The following is a 15,548-nucleotide window of genomic DNA, read 5'->3' on the forward strand; positions in this document are numbered from 1 at the left end:
ACGTGACCAGGGCCGCGGCGGGCCCCGCAGCGGCGGTGGGCGTGGTCTCATGTGAACCACTCGGTTCAACGGAGGGAGTTCACACCGTGCGCAGGATGCACCTGGGGGTCTTCGAGGTGGCCGCACCGCAGGTCGGCGGCACCCTCTCGTGGTCGCACCCCTACAGCGGTTCCGAACGGCACCGCGAGCAGCAGCACTGGATCGACGTGGCCCAGCTCCTGGAGGCGGCGGGTTTCGACTTCCTGTTCTTCGCCGACGGCTACGGCTACCCCACCGTCGGGGGTGACCTGCCCGCCGCCGCCGCCCGGGGCGGGCTGAACTTCTCCGGCCTGGACCCGATGCTCCTCATCCCGACCCTGGCCCACCACACCTCGCGCCTGGGTTTCGTCGTCACCAGTTCCACCGGGGTCGACCACCCCGTCGCCACGGCCCGCCGGTTCGCGACGCTGGACCACCTCACCGGGGGCCGCGTCGGTTGGAACGTCGTCACCGGGGCTTCGCAGGACACCGTCGCGGCGTTGTTCGGGCACGAGCGGATGACGGCCCACGACACGCGCTACGAGATCGCCCGCGAGTACGTCGACCTCTGCCTGCAGCTGTGGGAGGGCTGCTGGGAGGACGGGGCGCTGGTGGAGGACAAGGCCTCCGGCGTCTTCGCCGACCGAGACCGGCTGCACCGGGTCGAGCACGTGGGCAGGCACTTCCGCTCCTCCGGGTTCTTCACGGTGCCCCCCTCCCCGCAGCGCACCCCGGTGCTGTTCCAGGCCGGGACGTCCACCGCCGGGCGGGAGTTCGCGGCCGGTCAGGCCGAGTGCGTGTTCCTGCAGGGCACGACGGTGCCGCACGCGGCGGCGAACGTCGCCGACATCCGCGCCCGGGCCGCCGCGCACGGCCGTGACCCGGAGTCGGTGAAGGTCCTCGTGGGGGCCACCGTGACCGTCGCCTCGACCCACCGGGAGGCGCTGGCCCGCCGGGCGGAGTTCGAGGCGTTGCAGACCGACGAGGTGGCCGCCGTGATCTACGCGGGCAACACCGGCATCGACCTGACGGCGCTGGACCCGGACCGTCCCCTCTCGCAGGTGCTGGAGGGTGCGGACGGGAGGGTCGGGCAGATGGGACAGAGCAACATCGACCGGTTCCGGCGGCCCGACGGCACCTGGCCCCTCGTCCGGGAGGTCCTGGAGGAGCTGCGGGGCCGCGGGACGCGCGGGTTCACCGTCGTCGGGGACCCCCTGGAGGTGGCCGACCAGCTCGAGGAGCTCATGGACGTCACGGGCGTCGACGGGTTCCTCCTGGAGGCGATCTTCTCCCCCGGCGACCACGCCCTGTTCTGCGACCTCGTGGTCCCGGAGCTGCGGCGCCGCGGGCGGCTGCCCGCCGCGGCCGACCGGGCCCCGGGCACCGGGACGTTGCGCGAACGACTGGGGGCCGAGGCCCCGCGCCTGCCGGGCGACCACCCGGGCAGCCGCTACGCGCGGGAGTCCACCCCGGCCTGATCCAGGGCGCGGGCGCAGAACGCGTCCAGGGCCTGCCCCTGGGCGCGGTCGACGGCCCGCAGGTCCTGGGTGAGGATCAGGGTCATCTGCAACCCGCGCCACACCGCGACGAGTTCGGTGGCCAGCGTCTCGGCGGCCGCGCGCGGCAGGCCCTCGCGGCGCAGCCGGGTGGCGGCCGGCCGGTGCCAGGCCGCCATGTCGCCCATCAGCTCGGAGTAGCCGGGCTGTCGCGTGACCTGTCCGAACACCTCGAAGAACAACCGGAGGAAGGGCAGGTTGCGCGGCGCCGCGATCTCGTCCCACACGGTCTGCAGGTCCTGCCGCAGCGTTCCCGACCCGTGCTCCAGAGCGGACCAGGCGTGCTCGAGACCCGGGAAGTGGTCGCGGGCCACGGCCTGCAGGGCCTCCCCCACGAGCTGCTCCCGGCTGCCGAAGTAGTACAACAGCATCCGGTTGTTCGACCCGGCCGCGCGGGCCAGCCCGCGCAGCGTCGAGGACGTCACCCCGTGGGCGAGCAGGTGCCCGGCCACCAGGTGCAGCAACCGGTCCCGTTCGCTCACCGCGCCAGCGTAACCACAGGAGAGATGCACCGTGCGTGACCTCGCGACCCTGCCCAAGGCCCACCTGCACCTGCACCTGGAGGGGGCGATGCGCCCCGCGACCCTGGCCGAGTTCGCCCGCGAGGCCGGCGAGGCCGCGCCCCCCGTCCGCGGGTACGCGACGTTCCCCGAGTTCGTGCGGATGTACGACGGGGCCGTGGCGTTCATCCGCACCCGCGACCAGCTCGCCCGCGTCGTCCGTGAGGTCGTCCAGGACGCCGCGGCCTCCGGCGCGGTGTGGATCGAGGCCCAGGCCAACCCGATGTTCTACGTCCCGCAGTTCGGCACGCCGCAGGAGGTGACGGAGTTCATGGTCCGCACCGGCCGCGAGGAGGCCGGGCGGCTCGGGGTCGGGTTCGGGCTCATGCTCGTGGCCATCCGGAACCTGCCCCCGGCCGAGGCCGAGGCCCTGGCGCGGCTCGCGGCGGGTTTCGCCGGTCGCGGCGTCGTGTCCTTCGGGCTGGCCGCCGACGAGGCGCTGTTCGGCCCGGCGCCGTTCGAGCGCGCCTTCGCGATCGCCCGCGAGGCCGGTCTGCTCGCGGCCCCGCACGCCGGGGAGCTGCGCGGCCCCGACAGCGTCCGCGAGGCCCTCGACCTGCTCGGCGCCCGGCGGGTCCAGCACGGTGTGCGGGCCGTGGAGGACCCCGAGCTCGTGCGCCGGCTCGCGGACGAGGGGACCGTCCTGGACGTGTGCCCGTCCTCGAACGTCGCGTTGCGGGTCGTCCCGGAGATGGGGGCGCACCCGCTGCCGGCGCTGCTGGAGGCCGGCGTCCGGTGCTCGCTCAACGGCGACGACCCGCTGCTGTTCGGGCCCGGCCTGCTGGAGGAGTACGAGACCGCCCGCACGGCCCTGGGCCTGAGCGACGACCAGCTCGCGGAGGTCGCCCGCGCGTCGCTGGAGGGCGCGGCGGCCCCGGCGGAGTTCGTCGGCGCGCAGCTGGCCGCGGTCGAGGCCTGGCTGGCCGGGCCGGCGGCGTCCGCCCCTGCGCGGGCCGCCGCCCGGGAGTAGGTTCGGCGACCATGCGGATCACGCACTACGGCCACTCGTGCCTGCTCGTGGAGACCGGGGCGGCGCGCGTCCTGCTGGACCCGGGGACGTTCAGCCACGGCTTCGAGGAGCTCGAAGGGCTCGACGCGGTCGTCCTGACCCACGCTCACCCCGACCACGTCGACGTGGAACGGCTGCCGGCGCTGCTGGAGGCCAACGACGGGGCCGTGCTGCGGGCCGAACCGGAGACCGCGGCCTCCCTGCGCGAGTCCGGCATCGAGGCGACCGCGCTGCACGCCGGTGACGCGTTCGACGTCGCCGGGGTGCGCGTGGCCGGCGCGGGGGGCCGGCACGCCGTCATCCACGCCGACGTCCCCCGCATCGGCAACGTCGGCGTGCTCCTCGCGGCCGAGGGCGAGCCGACGCTGTTCCACCCCGGCGACTCCTACGAGGCGGTCCCCGCGGGCGTGGACGTCCTGGCCGTGCCGCTCAACGCGCCGTGGGCGGCGCTGAAGGAGACCGTCGACTTCGTCCGCGCCGTCGGGGCGTCGGCCGGGCTCGTCATCCACGACGGGCTGCTGGCCGCCCCCGGTCACGCGGTCTACGGCAACCAGGTGCGCTCCCTCGGCGGGCTCGACGTGCGCGAGAGCGAGGGGCCGACCCCGCTGGAGTTCTAGGGCGCCCGCGGGGGGGCAGGATGTCCCGGTGCCCGACAGCCCCGTCCTCTTCCTCGCCGACACCGCCCCCGACGGCGCCACGACGTTCACCCGGGCCGACCCGGGGGCGGCGCACGTCCGCGTCGACGACCTCGGGGTGACGCGCGGGGACGGGATCTTCGAGTCGGTGGCCGTCGTGGCCGGGACCCCGCAGAGCCTGCGGCACCACCTCGACCGGTTCACGCGGTCCGCGGCCCTGCTCGACCTGCCGATTCCCGACACCGCGGCCTGGGCCCGGGCCGTCACCGACGCCGCCGCGGCCCACCCGCCGGCCCCGGAACTGCTGGCCAAGCTCGTCCTGACCCGCGGGGTGGAGGGCGGGGACGCCCCGACCGGGTGGGTGCACGTCTTCCCCGCCCCCGACCACGGTCCTCAGCGCACGGCCGGGATCGACGTGCTCGTCCTGGAACGCGCCTACCCCAGCGACGTCGTGACGCGCGCGCCGTGGCTGCTGCAGGGCGCCAAGACGTTGTCCTACGCCCTGAACACCGCCTCGCTGCGGTACGCCCGCAGCCACGGGGCGCACGACGTCGTGTTCGTCTCCAGCGACGGCGACGTCCTGGAGGGCCCGAACTCGACCGTCCTCGCGCGGTTCGCCGACCGGTGGGTCACCCCGCCGCCGGAGCTGGGGATCCTCGACGGCACGACGGCCGGGCGGGCGCTGGCCTGGGCGGCCGGGCGCGGGGACCGCACCGAGGTCGCGCGCCTGAGCGCCGACGACCTGCGGGTGGCCGACGCGGTGTGGCTGCTGTCCAGCGGACGGCTGTCCGCCCCCGTCCGCAGCCTCGACGGCGTCCCCCGCCCGACCGACGCGGCCCTGCAGGCCGAGCTGCTGCACCACCTGCTCACCGTCCACGACTGACGCTGCGTGACCGGCGCGGGCGCGGAGGTGGGGGTCGTTGACGCGAAGCGCCGAACCTAGCGGCCCTTCGCGTCAACGCCCCCCCAGCGGCGAGCCGCGGCGACTACAGCCCGTAGGTCTCCAGCAGGCGGAGCCAGACCTCGCTGACCGTCGGGTAGCTGGGGACGGCGTGCCACAGGCGCTCCAGCGGGACCTCCCCGACGACCGCGATCGTCGCGGCGTGCAGGAGTTCGGCGACGTCCTGGCCGACGAAGGTCACGCCGACGACGACGCGGCGCTGCTCGTCGACGACCATCCGGGCCCTGCCGGTGTACCCGTCGGCGGCCAGGGAGGCACCGGCGACCCCGCCGAGGTCGTAGTCGACGACCTTTACGTCGATCCCGGCCTCGCGGGCCTGCGCGGCGGTGAGCCCGACCTGGGCGACCTCGGGGTCGGTGAACACGACCTGCGGGACGGCGCGGTGGTCGGCGGTGGCGGTGTACTTCGACCACGGCGGGGTCTGGACGGGCCCGGTGGCGCGGGCCGAGATGACGTCGCCGGTGGCGCGGGCGGCGTACTTGCCCTGGTGGGTGAGCGGCGCGCGCCCGGAGACGTCGCCCGTGGCGTACAGCCACGACCCCTCGACCCCGGCGACCAGGCCGGTGTCGTCGACCTCCAGCGCGCCGCCGTCCTGCAGCCCGACGGTCTCCAGCCCGATCCCGGAGGTCGCGGGCCGGCGGCCGGTCGCGACGAGGAACTCGTCGGCCTCCACGACCGAGGAGTCCGACAGCTCCACGCGCACCGCGCCGTCGCGGCTCACGCGGGTGGGTGAGACCCCGAGCCGGACGTCGACCCCGTCGGCGCGCAGGGCCTCGGCCACGAGCTCGCCGGCGAAGTCCTCCTGCCCGCCGAGCAGGCCGCTGCGCGCGAGCAGCGTGACGCTCGACCCGAGCCGGGCCCACGCCTGGGCCAGCTCCACCCCGACGACCCCGCCGCCGAGGACGACGAGCCGGCCGGGGACCTCCCGCGCGCTCGTCGCCTCGCGCGAGGTCCACGGTGAGGCGCCCGCCAGCCCGGGCACGTCGGGCAGCACGGGCACCGACCCGGTCGCGAGGACGACGGCCTGCCGCGCGGTGAGCGCGGTCGTCGTGCCGTCGGTCCCGGTGACCTCGACGCGGCGGGGACCGGTCAGCCGGGCGGTGCCGCGCAGCAGCGTCAGCCCCGCCGAGTCCAGCCACTGCGCCTGGGAGGAGTCGTCCCACCCGCTGGTGAACGAGGTGCGCCGCTGCAGCACCTGCGCCGCGTCGATCCCGCCGGTGACGGCCTGCGCCGCACCGGGCAGGCGTCGCGCCGCGGCCAGGGCGTGCCCGGGCAGCAGCAGGGCCTTGCTGGGCATGCACGCCCAGTAGGAGCACTCACCCCCGACGAGCTCGCTCTCCACGACCACGACGTCCAGCCCGGTGCGGCCCGCGCGGTCGGCGACGTTCTCCCCGACCGCCCCCGCCCCCACGACGACGACGTCCACCTCGCGCGCGGCCTGCCCCGGCCCGTCCTGTCCCGTGCTCACCCCGGCGACGCTACGGCCCCGCCGGTGGTGCGGCGAGTGCGGCGGCGGTGTGGTGTGATCCTCGGGTGGGCCGACGCACGGTGGAGTTCAACGCCTCGCCCCGCCCGACGCTGGGCGTGGAGTGGGAAGTGGTCCTGGTGGACCGCGACTCGCGCGACCTCGCGTCCCGGGCCGCGGAGGTCCTGGAGGCGGTGGACCGGGAGGCGTCACCGACCGGGCCGCGGGTGACGAAGGAACTGCTCCGCAACACCCTGGAGGTCGTCACCGGGGTCTGCGACACCGTGGGCGAGATCGCCGAGGACCTGACGGCGACCCTCGACGCCGTCCGGCGCGTCACCGACCCGCTGGGCCTGGACCTCATGTGCGCGGGCACCCACCCCTTCGCCCGCTGGGACGAGCAGCTCGTCACCCCCGACGACCGCTACGCCGAACTGCTGGAACGCACGCAGTGGTGGGGGCGGCAGATGCTCATCTGGGGCGTGCACGTGCACGTGGGGGTGAACTCGGTCCACAAGGTGCTGCCGATCCTCAACACGTTGCTCAACCACTACCCGCACCTGCAGGCGCTGTCCGCCAGCTCCCCCTACTGGACGGGTTTCGACACCGGGTTCGCGAGCAACCGCGCGCAGGTGTTCCAGCAGCTGCCGACGGCCGGTCTGCCGTTCCAGTTCGGGGGGTGGACGGAGTTCGAGCGGTACGTGGACGACATGTTCGTCACGGGGGTCATCGACGGCCTGTCCGACGTGCGCTGGGACATCCGCCCCTCCCCCGCCATCGGCACGATCGAGGTGCGGGTGTGCGACGGCATCCCCTCGCTGCGCGAGCTGCGCGCCGTCGTGGCCTTCGTCCACGCCCTCGTGGTGCACCTGGACGAGCGGCTCGAGGCCGGTGAGGACCTGCCGACGCTGCCGCCGTGGCACGTGCAGGAGAACAAGTGGCGCGCGGCGCGCTACGGCCTGGACGCCGAGATCATCGTCGACGCCGCCGGCCGCGAGCGCCTCGTCACCGACGACCTCGACGACTGGCTGACCCGGCTGGAACCGGTCGCCCGCCGGCTGGACTGCGCCGAGGACCTGGCCCAGGTCGCGCAGATCCCGCGCCGGGGGGCCAGCTACCAGCGTCAGCGGGCGACGTTCGAGGCCGCGCGTGCGCGGGGCGCGGACAAACCCCTGCACGACGTCGTCGACTCCCTCGTCGCCGAGCTGCGCGAGGGCTGATCCCGCTCAGCGCGGGCCCAGCGCCGCCTCCACCGCGGCCTCGGCGTGCAGCCGGGGCGTGGGGAACACCGGGACGAGGGCGCGCCGAGTGCAGGTCACCCAGCCGTTCATCCACCAGGTCGTCGGCCAGGCGGTGGTGGCCAGGCGGCAGCGGTCAGCGCAGGTCGAACCGGCCGGGGGCGGGTCGGGGGCGGGTCAGGCCAGGACGTCCTGCAGCGTGGTGCTCGACAGCCCGTGCGCGGCCGCCACTTCCGGGCTGAGGAGTTTCCCGGCGTGGGTGGACAGCCCGTGCGCGAGCGCGGCGTCGGCGCCGAGCGCGGCCTTCCACCCGGAGTTCGCGAGCTTGGCGACGTAGGGCAGGGTCGCGTTCGTCAGGGCGTAGGTGGAGGTGTGCGGGACGGCGCCGGGCATGTTCGCGACGCAGTAGAACACCGAGCCGTGGACGGTGAACGTCGGGTCGTCGTGCGTGGTGGGCCGGGAGTCCTCGAAGCAGCCGCCCTGGTCGATGGCGATGTCGACGAGGACGGAGCCCGGGCGCATCTGCGCGACGAGCTCGTTGCTGACGAGCTTGGGGGCGCGGGCCCCGGGGACGAGGACGGCGCCGACGACGAGGTCGGCGCGGCGGACGGCGTGCTGGAGTTCGTAGGAGTTCGAGACGATGGTGCGCACGGCGCCGCCGAACCGGGCGTCGACCTCGCGCAGCTTGGGGATCGACAGGTCCAGGACGGTCACCTCGGCCCCCATGCCGAGGGCGATCTGCGCGGCGTTCTGGCCGGAGACCCCGGCCCCGACGACGACGACGTCGGCACCGCGGACGCCGGGCACACCACCCATGAGGACCCCGCGCCCGCCGGCGGCGCGCATGAGGGAGTACGCACCGACCTGCGGGGCCAGGCGCCCGGCGACCTCGCTCATGGGGGCCAGCAGCGGCAGGGACCGGTCCGGGAGCTGGACGGTCTCGTAGGCGATGGCCGTCGTGCCGGAGGCCAGCAGGGCGTCGGTGCACTCGCGGGAGGCGGCCAGGTGCAGGTAGGTGAACAGGACCTGGCCGCGGCGCAGGCGGTGGTGCTCGGAGGCGATCGGTTCCTTGACCTTGAGCAGGAGGTCGGCCGAGCCCCAGACCTCCTCGACGTCCTCGAGCACCTTGGCCCCGGCGGCCTCGTACTCGGCGTCGGGCAGGGAACTGCCGGCGCCGGCACCGGCCTGGACGAGCACCTCGTGACCGTGCCCGACGAGTTCGTGCACGCCGGCGGGGGTCAGGGCGACGCGGTACTCGCGGTTCTTCACCTCGGTGGGGACGCCGATGCGCATGGTGCTCACTCCTCGTGGACGCGGGCCATCTCCCCCCAGCGTGAACACGGTTCGAGAGCAGGGCAAGGAGACCGCAGGAGATTCGTGTCAAGCTGGGCTCGTGGAAGATCCTTCGACAGCGACCGCCGGTGGTCCGGCCCGGCCGAAGAAGCTGCGCCGGGTCGTGGACCCCGTCGACCGGGAGGTCCTGCACGTGCTGGCCGAGGACGCCCGCACCACCAACGCCGCCCTGGCCCAGCGCGTCGGCATCGCCGCCTCGACCTGTCTGCTGCGGGTGCGCGCCCTGCGCGAGTCGGGGGTCATCCGGGGTTTCCACGCCGACGTGGACCCGGCCGCCCTCGGCCTGGACCTGCAGGCGATGATCGCCGTGAAGCTCGCCGCGCACGCGCGCGGCAGCATGGGGCCCTTCGTGGCGCGGATGCGACGCCGGCCCGAGGTGCTGGACGTGTACTTCGTGGCGGGGGCGGACGACTACCTGCTGCACGTGGCCGTCGAGAGCACCGCCGCCCTGCGCGACTTCGTGGCCGAGCACCTCTCGCGCGCCCCCGACGTCGGGCTCACCGAGACCAGCCTGATCTTCGAGCACACCCGGGCCGCGGGCCGGTCCTGACCCGGCAGGCTCACGACGGGCGGTTCAGGAGAACGCGCGGGCCACCACGGGCAGGGCGACGGTCATGGCCAGGGCGTTGAGGACCATCGCCGCGCTCGACCAGCCGCCGGCCGTGTCCGACTCGGCCAGCGCCCGCGAGGTCCCGATCCCGTGCGAGACCATGCCGATCGCGAAACCGCGGGCGCGCGGGTCCACGACCCGCACGCGGTCCAGCAGCCAGGGCCCGACGGTCGCGCCCAGGACCCCCGAGACGAGCGTGAGCACGACCGCCAGGGTCGTGGCGGCCCCGATGGTCTCCCCCAGGGTCAGGGCCACCGGCGTCGTCACCGACCGGGGCAGCGTCGTCAGCACCAGCGCGTCGGGCGCCCCCGACACCTCCAGCGCGGCCACCGTGACGGCGACGCTGACGGTGCCGGTGACCAGCAGCGTGAGGAGGACGGCCCCGCGGTCGGCCAGCAGCGCCCGGCCGGACCGCAGCAGCGGGAGCGCGAGGGCCACCGTGGCGGGACCGAGCAGGAGCGTCAGCACCGACACCGACGCGAGGTACTCCTCGTAGCCGATGCCCAGGAGCTCCAGGGCGAGGGCCACGAGCACCATCGCCACGAGCACGGGCGCCAGCAGCGCGGGGCGCCCCAGCCGCCGGTGCAGCTCGCTCGCCCCGAGGTAGGCGGCGAGGGTGAGGAACAGCCCGAACCCCGGCGCGTGGACGAGGGCGTTCACGCGGGCGCCCGGCGGCGCAACGCCGCCTGCAGCACCGTGCCGGCGACGACCAGCCCCGCGGCGAAGGACCCCACGACGGCCAGGGCCAGCGGCCCGGCGTTCTGCACCAGCGTCGAGACCTGCGTCAGCGCCCCCACCCCCGGCGGCACGAACAGCAGTTGCAGGTGCTTCAGCAGCGGCGCCCCGGCCGGCTCGACCCGGGCCACCACCCCGCGCCACCGGACCCCCAGGACGAGCAGCACGACGAGGCCGACGACGGCCCCGGGCACGGGCAGCCCGGTGAGGTCGACGAGCACCGTGCCGGCGAGCTGGAGCCCCAGGAGGAGGGCCAGGCCCGTCAGGACGGCGGGGACGGGCGGGACGGGCGAGGCACCCCCGCGGGGCGGTTCGGACTCCGGGACGGGGTTGGCCGGCACCGCCCCAGGGTGCCAGCCCCGGCACGGTGGGCCCCCGGCGCACCGGCCGCGGTCAGCGGTCCGCGCGGCGCATCCGGGCCAGGTCGGCGTTGACCAGCCCCAGCAGCGCCAGGTCCACGACCAGCCCCGCCGTCGCGGCGAACTGCGAGACGGCGAAGAGGAACACCTGGGTCAGCAGCAGCGACGTGAGCACCGAGCGCTGGAACGACTCCACCGCCGCGCGCCGGCCCCGCCGCCGGGCCTGCCACAGACCGGTCGCGGTGAACACGACCGAGGCCCCGGTGCCCACCAGCACCCCGACGACCGCGACCCCGTGCGGGGCCCGGCTCAGCACCAGTCCCACCAGCACGACCAGTGCCCAGGCGGTCTGCGCGAGCAGCAGGACCCCCATGACCGGCAGGGCGTACCGGGAGGAGGACAGCCGGGTGAAGAACTCCCCGACGCGGTGCCAGAGCTCCTCGACCCGGTGCGGCAGGCTCGGTGGGCGCGTCTGCACGTCCTCCAGCAGGCCCCGCACCTGCGCGGCGCCCTGCACGTCCCCGGGCCGGGCCAGGCCGTCCAGGGAGTGCAGGACCTCGGCCCGGCGCCGGGCGGACAGGCGCCCGGCCAGGCCGTCGACCAGGACGTGCGCCGCGTTCGCGACCCGTTCGGCGTCCGAGAGGGGGACGCGGCGACGCCAGAAGTGGGCGCCGACGACGAAACCCGTGAACACCACGTACATGATGGCCGCGGACGGGGCGAAGAAGTAGTCGTTGTCGGACGTGACGAACTTGCCGACCTCGTCGATGAACAACCCGAAACCCACCCCGCCGAGCAGGGCCGCCAGGGGCCGCGGGCCGGGCCCGACGTAGGAGAACTGCAACCCCATCGCCACCAGCATGAGCAGGCCGCCGGGCAGCACGTGCGCGACGTGCAGCCCGGTGTCGCCACCGATCTGCGGGTACCCGGTCAGGGCGAGGTAGAGCCGCGTCAGCAGGATGGTCGAGACCCCCGCCACGACGAACGTCGTCAGGTGCTGGACCGCCTTGGTGCTGCGGACGAGGCGCAGCACCCGCGTCGGGTCGCTCACCCGGTGAACGTCCGCCCGGTGAGGCGTTCGTACGCCTCCACGTAGCGCGACCGCGTCCGCTCGACGACGTCGGCGGGCAGTTCCGGCGGCGCCTCGGGCCCACCGCGGTCCCACCCCGAGTCCGGGGAGGTCAGCCAGTCGCGGACGAACTGCTTGTCGAAACTGGGCTGGGCCCGGCCCGGTTCCCACGTCTCGGCGGGCCAGAACCGCGAGGAGTCCGGCGTCAGGACCTCATCGCCCAGGACCGTCACGCCGCCCGCGCGGCCGAACTCCAGCTTGGTGTCGGCCAGGACGATCCCGCGCTCGCGGGCCACGCCCTCGGCCCGCCGGTACACCGCGAGGGTGAGGTCGCGCAGCTCGGCGGCCGCCTCGGCCCCGACGGTCGTCGCGACGTGCTCGAACGTGACGTTCTCGTCGTGCTCGCCCAGCTCGGCCTTCGTCGCCGGGGTGAACACCGGCTCGTCCAGCCGCGACCCGTCGAGGAGGCCGGGGGGCAGCGCGATCCCGCACACCGAGGAGTTCTGCCGGTACTCCACGAGGCCGGAGCCGGTGAGGTACCCGCGGGCGACGCACTCCACGGGGAACATCTCCAGCCGCCGGCACACCATCGCCCGGCCGGCGACGGCGGCCGGGACGTCGGTGGAGACGACGTGGTGCGGCACGAGGTCGACCAGCTGCTCGAACCACCACAGCGACAGGGCGGTCAGGACCTTGCCCTTGTCCGGGATCGGGGTGGGCAGGACGTGGTCGTAGGCGGAGATGCGGTCGCTGGCGACGACGAGGACCGTCCCGTCCCCGGCCCGGTCCGAACCCTCCGCGGGTTCGTACAGGTCGCGGACCTTCCCGGAGTACCGGTGGGTCCAGCCCGGCAGTTCCACGGCGTTCACGCCCGCACCTCCGCCACGGCCCCGTTCGCGGCGGCCAGGGCGATGTCGCGGCGGAACCGGCCGCCGTCGAGGTCGAGCAGTTCCACGGCCTCGTAGGCGCTGGCGCGCGCGGCGTGCAGGTCGGCGCCGGTCCCCACGACGGACAGCACCCGCCCGCCGGAGCTGACGATGCCCGACCCGTCGGGGGCGGGCGAGGTGCCCGCGTGCAGGACGGCGGCCCCGCCGACGGCCTCGGCCGCCTCCAGCCCGCGCAGCGTGCCGCCGGTGACGGGCGCCTCGGGGTAGCCGGGAGCGGCCAGGACGACGGTGACGGCCGCCTCCTCGCGCCAGCGCAGGTCCGGCTGGGTGTCGAGGGTGCCGGTGGCGCAGGCGGTCAGGACGGTGCTCAGCGGCGTGGCCAGCCGGGCCAGGACGACCTGCGTCTCCGGGTCGCCGAAGCGGGCGTTGAACTCGATGACGCGGGTGCCGCGCGAGGTCAGCGCGAGCCCGCAGTAGAGGACGCCGGAGAACGGCGTCCCGCGGCGGGCCATCTCCACCACGACCGGCCGCGCGACGCGCTCGACGACCTCCTCGGCCAGCCCGGCCGGTGCCCACGGCAGCGGCGAGTAGGCGCCCATGCCGCCGGTGTTGGGGCCCTCGTCACCGTCGAGGGCCCGCTTGAAGTCCTGCGCCGGGGCCAGCGCGACCACCGAGGTGCCGTCGGTCAGGCAGAAGACGCTCACCTCCGGGCCGTCGAGGAACTCCTCCACGACGACCGGCCCGTGGGCCAGGCACGCGCGGGCGTGGGCGAGGGCGGCCTCGCGGTCGGACGTCACGACGACGCCCTTGCCCGCGGCCAGGCCGTCGTCCTTGACGACGTGCGGGGCGCCGAACGCGTCGAGCGCGGCGGCGACCTCCTCCTCCGTGGTGCACAGGTGCGCCATCGCCGTCGGCACCCCGGCCGCGGCCATCACGTCCTTGGCGAAGGCCTTGGACCCCTCCAGCCGGGCCGCCTCCGCCGAGGGCCCGAAGACCGGGACGCCCGCGGCGCGCACCGCGTCGGCGACCCCCGCCACGAGGGGGGCTTCCGGTCCCACGACGACGAGGTCGGCCCCCAGGCGCGTCGCGAGCGCCGCGACCGCCTCGGGGTCGGTCGCGTCGACGGGTTCGACGGGGGCGACGAGCGCGATGCCGGCGTTGCCCGGGGCCGCGACGACGCGATCGACCCCCGGGTCGTCGAGCAGGGCGCGGACGAGGGCGTGCTCACGGGCACCGGAGCCGATGACGAGGACCTCCACGGGCACCGAGGGTAGAGGTTGCCCGGGGCCGACCCGACCGTCCGCCCCGCCGCGCGGGGCGGCGCGGGTGCGGCAGGATCGGTCCGTGCCCCGCACGATCCCCTTCGCGCTCAGCGCCCGCCGCCGGCTCCGCACCGGCTGGCAGCGCTGGCAGGGCTCGTGGTGGCAGATCATGCAGTGCGGGCTGGGGGCGGGCATCGCGTGGTCGCTGGCCCGGGCGCTGTGGGACCAGCGCTACCCCGTCTTCGCCTGCGTCGCCGTCGTCGTGTGCCTGGGTGTGCAGAACAACCAGCGGCTGCGGCGGGTCGGTGAGCTGGGTGTCGGGGTGACCATCGGGGTCCTGTTCGGCACGCTCATCGTGCACCTCGTCGGCCGCGGGCCCCTGCAGATCACGGGGATCGTGGTGGCCGCGATGTTCGTCGCCCGCTTCCTGGACTCCGGCATCCTGCTGGTGAACCAGGCGGCGCTGCAGGCGTGCTTCATCGTCGCCTACCCCCCGATGCCCGGCAGCACCGGCGGGGCGCGCTGGCTGGACGCGATGACGGGCGTCGTCGTCGCCCTCGGGGTGGCGGCCCTGCTGCCGCCGGACCCGCGCCGGGACGTGCGCGGCCGGGCGCGGGCCTACGCCGGGCAGCTCGCGGACCTGCTGGAGGACGCGGCCGGTGCCGTGCGGGCCCGGGACCCCGCGAAGGCCGAGGAGGTGCTGTCCCGCGCCCGCGGCACGCAGAGCGAGCTCGACGGCTGGTCGCAGTCGGTGACCGCCGGGTGGGAGGTGCACCGGCTGTCCCCGCTGCGGCGGCGCGGGCGCAGCGAGATCGTGCAGCAGAGGAAGCTGCAGGCCGGGATGGACCGCGCGACCCGCAACGTGCGCGTCGCGCTGCGCCGGGTGAGCACGGCGTTGAAGTACGACGAGCAGCTGCCGGACTCCCTGGCCGGGGCGCTGGAGCAGCTCGCGGCCGCCGTGCGCTCCACGGGTGAGCCGGCCTACCCCGGGGAGACCCTGCCGCCGTCGGTGGCGGGGCTGCAGGAGCTCGCGGTGACGCTGGGGCCGCGCACGCTGGGGGCGCAGTCGCTGTCGGCGACGGTCGTCGTGGCGCAGCTGCGTTCGACGGTGGTGGACCTGCTGCAGGCCCAGGGCGTCGGGGCGGCCGAGGCGCACCGCCTGCTGCCGCACTGAGCGTCACCGTCGGGGATGGTGCCGGGGGTGGTGTCGGGGATGATGGGGACCATGAACGCTCCCGCCGCGCACTCCCCCGCCGCGATCGAAGCCGCGAACCCCGCCGAGGCCGGTGGCCCGGTCTGCGGGTACGCCCGCGCGATCGCCGTCCTCGTCCTCGCCCTCGGAGTCCTGGGGGCGATCCCGGGGATCACGTCGAACTACTCCCAGCTGGGCTTCTACCACTCCGAGGCCAACCTGTTCGGGCTGTTCCGCACCTCGGCCGTGGTCATCGGCGTGCAGGTGCTGTTCGGCCTGACCGTCCTGTCGTTCTCCGGTTCGCCGCGTCAGGCGCACAAGACCGTCGTCTGGGTGGCCCTGGCCTACCTGGCCGCCGGGCTCGGCGGGGCCGGTCTCGTGGTCAACGCCTCACGCACCGACCTGCCCGTCAACGTCGCGAGCAACTGGCTGCACCTGGCCCTGTTCGTCGTGATCCTCGCCGGTGCGGTGGTGACGCGGAAGAAGCACGTCGAGAAGCTGGGCGTGTTCTGAGAGACTGTTTCAGATGTGGGTATGAGGGTGGGATCCTGCTCGGGTGAGTGGCGTGCAGCGTGAGGCTTACCCGTCGGACTTGAGTAATGCGGAGTGGGAGCTCATCGAGCCACTGCTGCCCAAGCA

General features: G+C 75.0%; 16 protein-coding genes. 8 read left to right on the forward strand and 8 right to left on the reverse strand.

What is annotated here, in order from left to right:
- Positions 1-95: 95 nt before the first annotated feature.
- Positions 96-1,496, forward strand: a complete 1,401-nt coding sequence (locus tag AB2L27_RS07165; RefSeq protein WP_370440809.1) for an NtaA/DmoA family FMN-dependent monooxygenase — start codon at positions 96-98, stop codon at positions 1,494-1,496.
- On the opposite strand, the gene AB2L27_RS07170 is transcribed toward AB2L27_RS07165, so the two are convergent.
- Entirely contained in the window at positions 1,469-2,056 is a 588-nt protein-coding gene (locus tag AB2L27_RS07170) for a TetR/AcrR family transcriptional regulator (RefSeq protein WP_370440777.1), read from the reverse strand. The two genes, AB2L27_RS07165 and AB2L27_RS07170, sit on opposite strands and share 28 nt — an antisense overlap.
- A 31-nt stretch (positions 2,057-2,087) precedes the next feature.
- On the opposite strand from AB2L27_RS07170, the gene add reads away from it, so the two are divergent.
- From add to AB2L27_RS07185, 3 genes are read left to right on the forward strand one after another with little or no spacing between them, the layout of a single operon-like run.
- Entirely contained in the window at positions 2,088-3,104 is a 1,017-nt protein-coding gene (gene add / locus AB2L27_RS07175) for an adenosine deaminase (protein ID WP_370440778.1), read from the forward strand.
- A gap of 11 nt (positions 3,105-3,115) precedes the next feature.
- A complete protein-coding gene (locus AB2L27_RS07180; protein WP_370440779.1) occupies positions 3,116-3,760 on the forward strand; it encodes an MBL fold metallo-hydrolase in 645 nt (214 codons plus the stop codon).
- A 28-nt stretch (positions 3,761-3,788) separates the two neighbouring features.
- Complete coding sequence (locus AB2L27_RS07185) at positions 3,789-4,661, forward strand: aminotransferase class IV (RefSeq protein WP_370440780.1); 873 nt, start codon at positions 3,789-3,791, stop codon at positions 4,659-4,661.
- Positions 4,662-4,764: 103 nt separating this feature from the next.
- Here the strand turns inward: AB2L27_RS07185 and AB2L27_RS07190 are convergent, their stop codons facing one another.
- Entirely contained in the window at positions 4,765-6,207 is a 1,443-nt protein-coding gene (locus AB2L27_RS07190; RefSeq protein ID WP_370440781.1) for a dihydrolipoyl dehydrogenase family protein, read from the reverse strand.
- 65 nt (positions 6,208-6,272) lie between these two features.
- Between AB2L27_RS07190 and AB2L27_RS07195 the strand changes: the two genes are divergently transcribed.
- Entirely contained in the window at positions 6,273-7,424 is a 1,152-nt protein-coding gene (locus AB2L27_RS07195; protein WP_370440782.1) for a glutamate--cysteine ligase, read from the forward strand.
- Positions 7,425-7,619: 195 nt separating this feature from the next.
- Here AB2L27_RS07195 and ald read toward each other — a convergent pair whose 3' ends face one another.
- Positions 7,620-8,735, reverse strand: a complete 1,116-nt coding sequence (gene ald, locus AB2L27_RS07200; protein WP_370440783.1) for an alanine dehydrogenase — start codon at positions 8,733-8,735, stop codon at positions 7,620-7,622.
- A 100-nt stretch (positions 8,736-8,835) separates the two neighbouring features.
- Here ald and AB2L27_RS07205 point away from each other — a divergent pair, with 100 nt between their 5' ends.
- Positions 8,836-9,345, forward strand: coding sequence for an Lrp/AsnC family transcriptional regulator (locus tag AB2L27_RS07205; RefSeq protein ID WP_370440784.1), 510 nt, complete (start codon positions 8,836-8,838; stop codon positions 9,343-9,345).
- 24 nt (positions 9,346-9,369) lie between these two features.
- Here AB2L27_RS07205 and AB2L27_RS07210 read toward each other — a convergent pair whose 3' ends face one another.
- From AB2L27_RS07210 to purD, 5 genes are read right to left on the reverse strand one after another with little or no spacing between them, the layout of a single operon-like run.
- Positions 9,370-10,065 (reverse strand): LrgB family protein, encoded by a 696-nt coding sequence (locus AB2L27_RS07210; RefSeq protein WP_370440785.1) that lies wholly within the window; start codon positions 10,063-10,065, stop codon positions 9,370-9,372.
- Positions 10,062-10,481 carry a CidA/LrgA family protein gene (locus AB2L27_RS07215; protein WP_370440786.1) on the reverse strand — a complete coding sequence of 140 codons (420 nt, stop codon included), beginning with the start codon at positions 10,479-10,481 and terminating at the stop codon, positions 10,062-10,064. The genes AB2L27_RS07210 and AB2L27_RS07215 overlap by 4 nt, the downstream gene beginning before the upstream one ends.
- 52 nt (positions 10,482-10,533) lie before the next feature.
- Positions 10,534-11,550 carry a hypothetical protein gene (locus AB2L27_RS07220; protein ID WP_370440787.1) on the reverse strand — a complete coding sequence of 339 codons (1,017 nt, stop codon included), beginning with the start codon at positions 11,548-11,550 and terminating at the stop codon, positions 10,534-10,536.
- Positions 11,547-12,437 (reverse strand): phosphoribosylaminoimidazolesuccinocarboxamide synthase, encoded by an 891-nt coding sequence (locus AB2L27_RS07225; RefSeq protein ID WP_370440788.1) that lies wholly within the window; start codon positions 12,435-12,437, stop codon positions 11,547-11,549. Before AB2L27_RS07225 ends, AB2L27_RS07220 begins: the two co-directional genes overlap by 4 nt.
- On the reverse strand, positions 12,434-13,714 hold the full coding sequence (purD, locus tag AB2L27_RS07230; protein ID WP_370440789.1) for a phosphoribosylamine--glycine ligase: 1,281 nt from the start codon (positions 13,712-13,714) through the stop codon (positions 12,434-12,436). The genes AB2L27_RS07225 and purD overlap by 4 nt, the downstream gene beginning before the upstream one ends.
- Positions 13,715-13,799: 85 nt before the next feature.
- Here purD and AB2L27_RS07235 point away from each other — a divergent pair, with 85 nt between their 5' ends.
- Both AB2L27_RS07235 and AB2L27_RS07240 read left to right on the forward strand, forming a co-directional pair.
- Entirely contained in the window at positions 13,800-14,891 is a 1,092-nt protein-coding gene (locus AB2L27_RS07235) for an FUSC family protein (protein WP_370440790.1), read from the forward strand.
- A 51-nt stretch (positions 14,892-14,942) separates the two neighbouring features.
- Positions 14,943-15,422, forward strand: a complete 480-nt coding sequence (locus tag AB2L27_RS07240; RefSeq protein ID WP_370440791.1) for a DUF4383 domain-containing protein — start codon at positions 14,943-14,945, stop codon at positions 15,420-15,422.
- The last annotated feature ends 126 nt before the right edge of the window (positions 15,423-15,548 follow it).

The organism is Kineococcus halophytocola (assembly GCF_041276425.1).
In the GTDB taxonomy this organism is placed as follows: domain Bacteria; phylum Actinomycetota; class Actinomycetes; order Actinomycetales; family Kineococcaceae; genus Kineococcus; species Kineococcus halophytocola.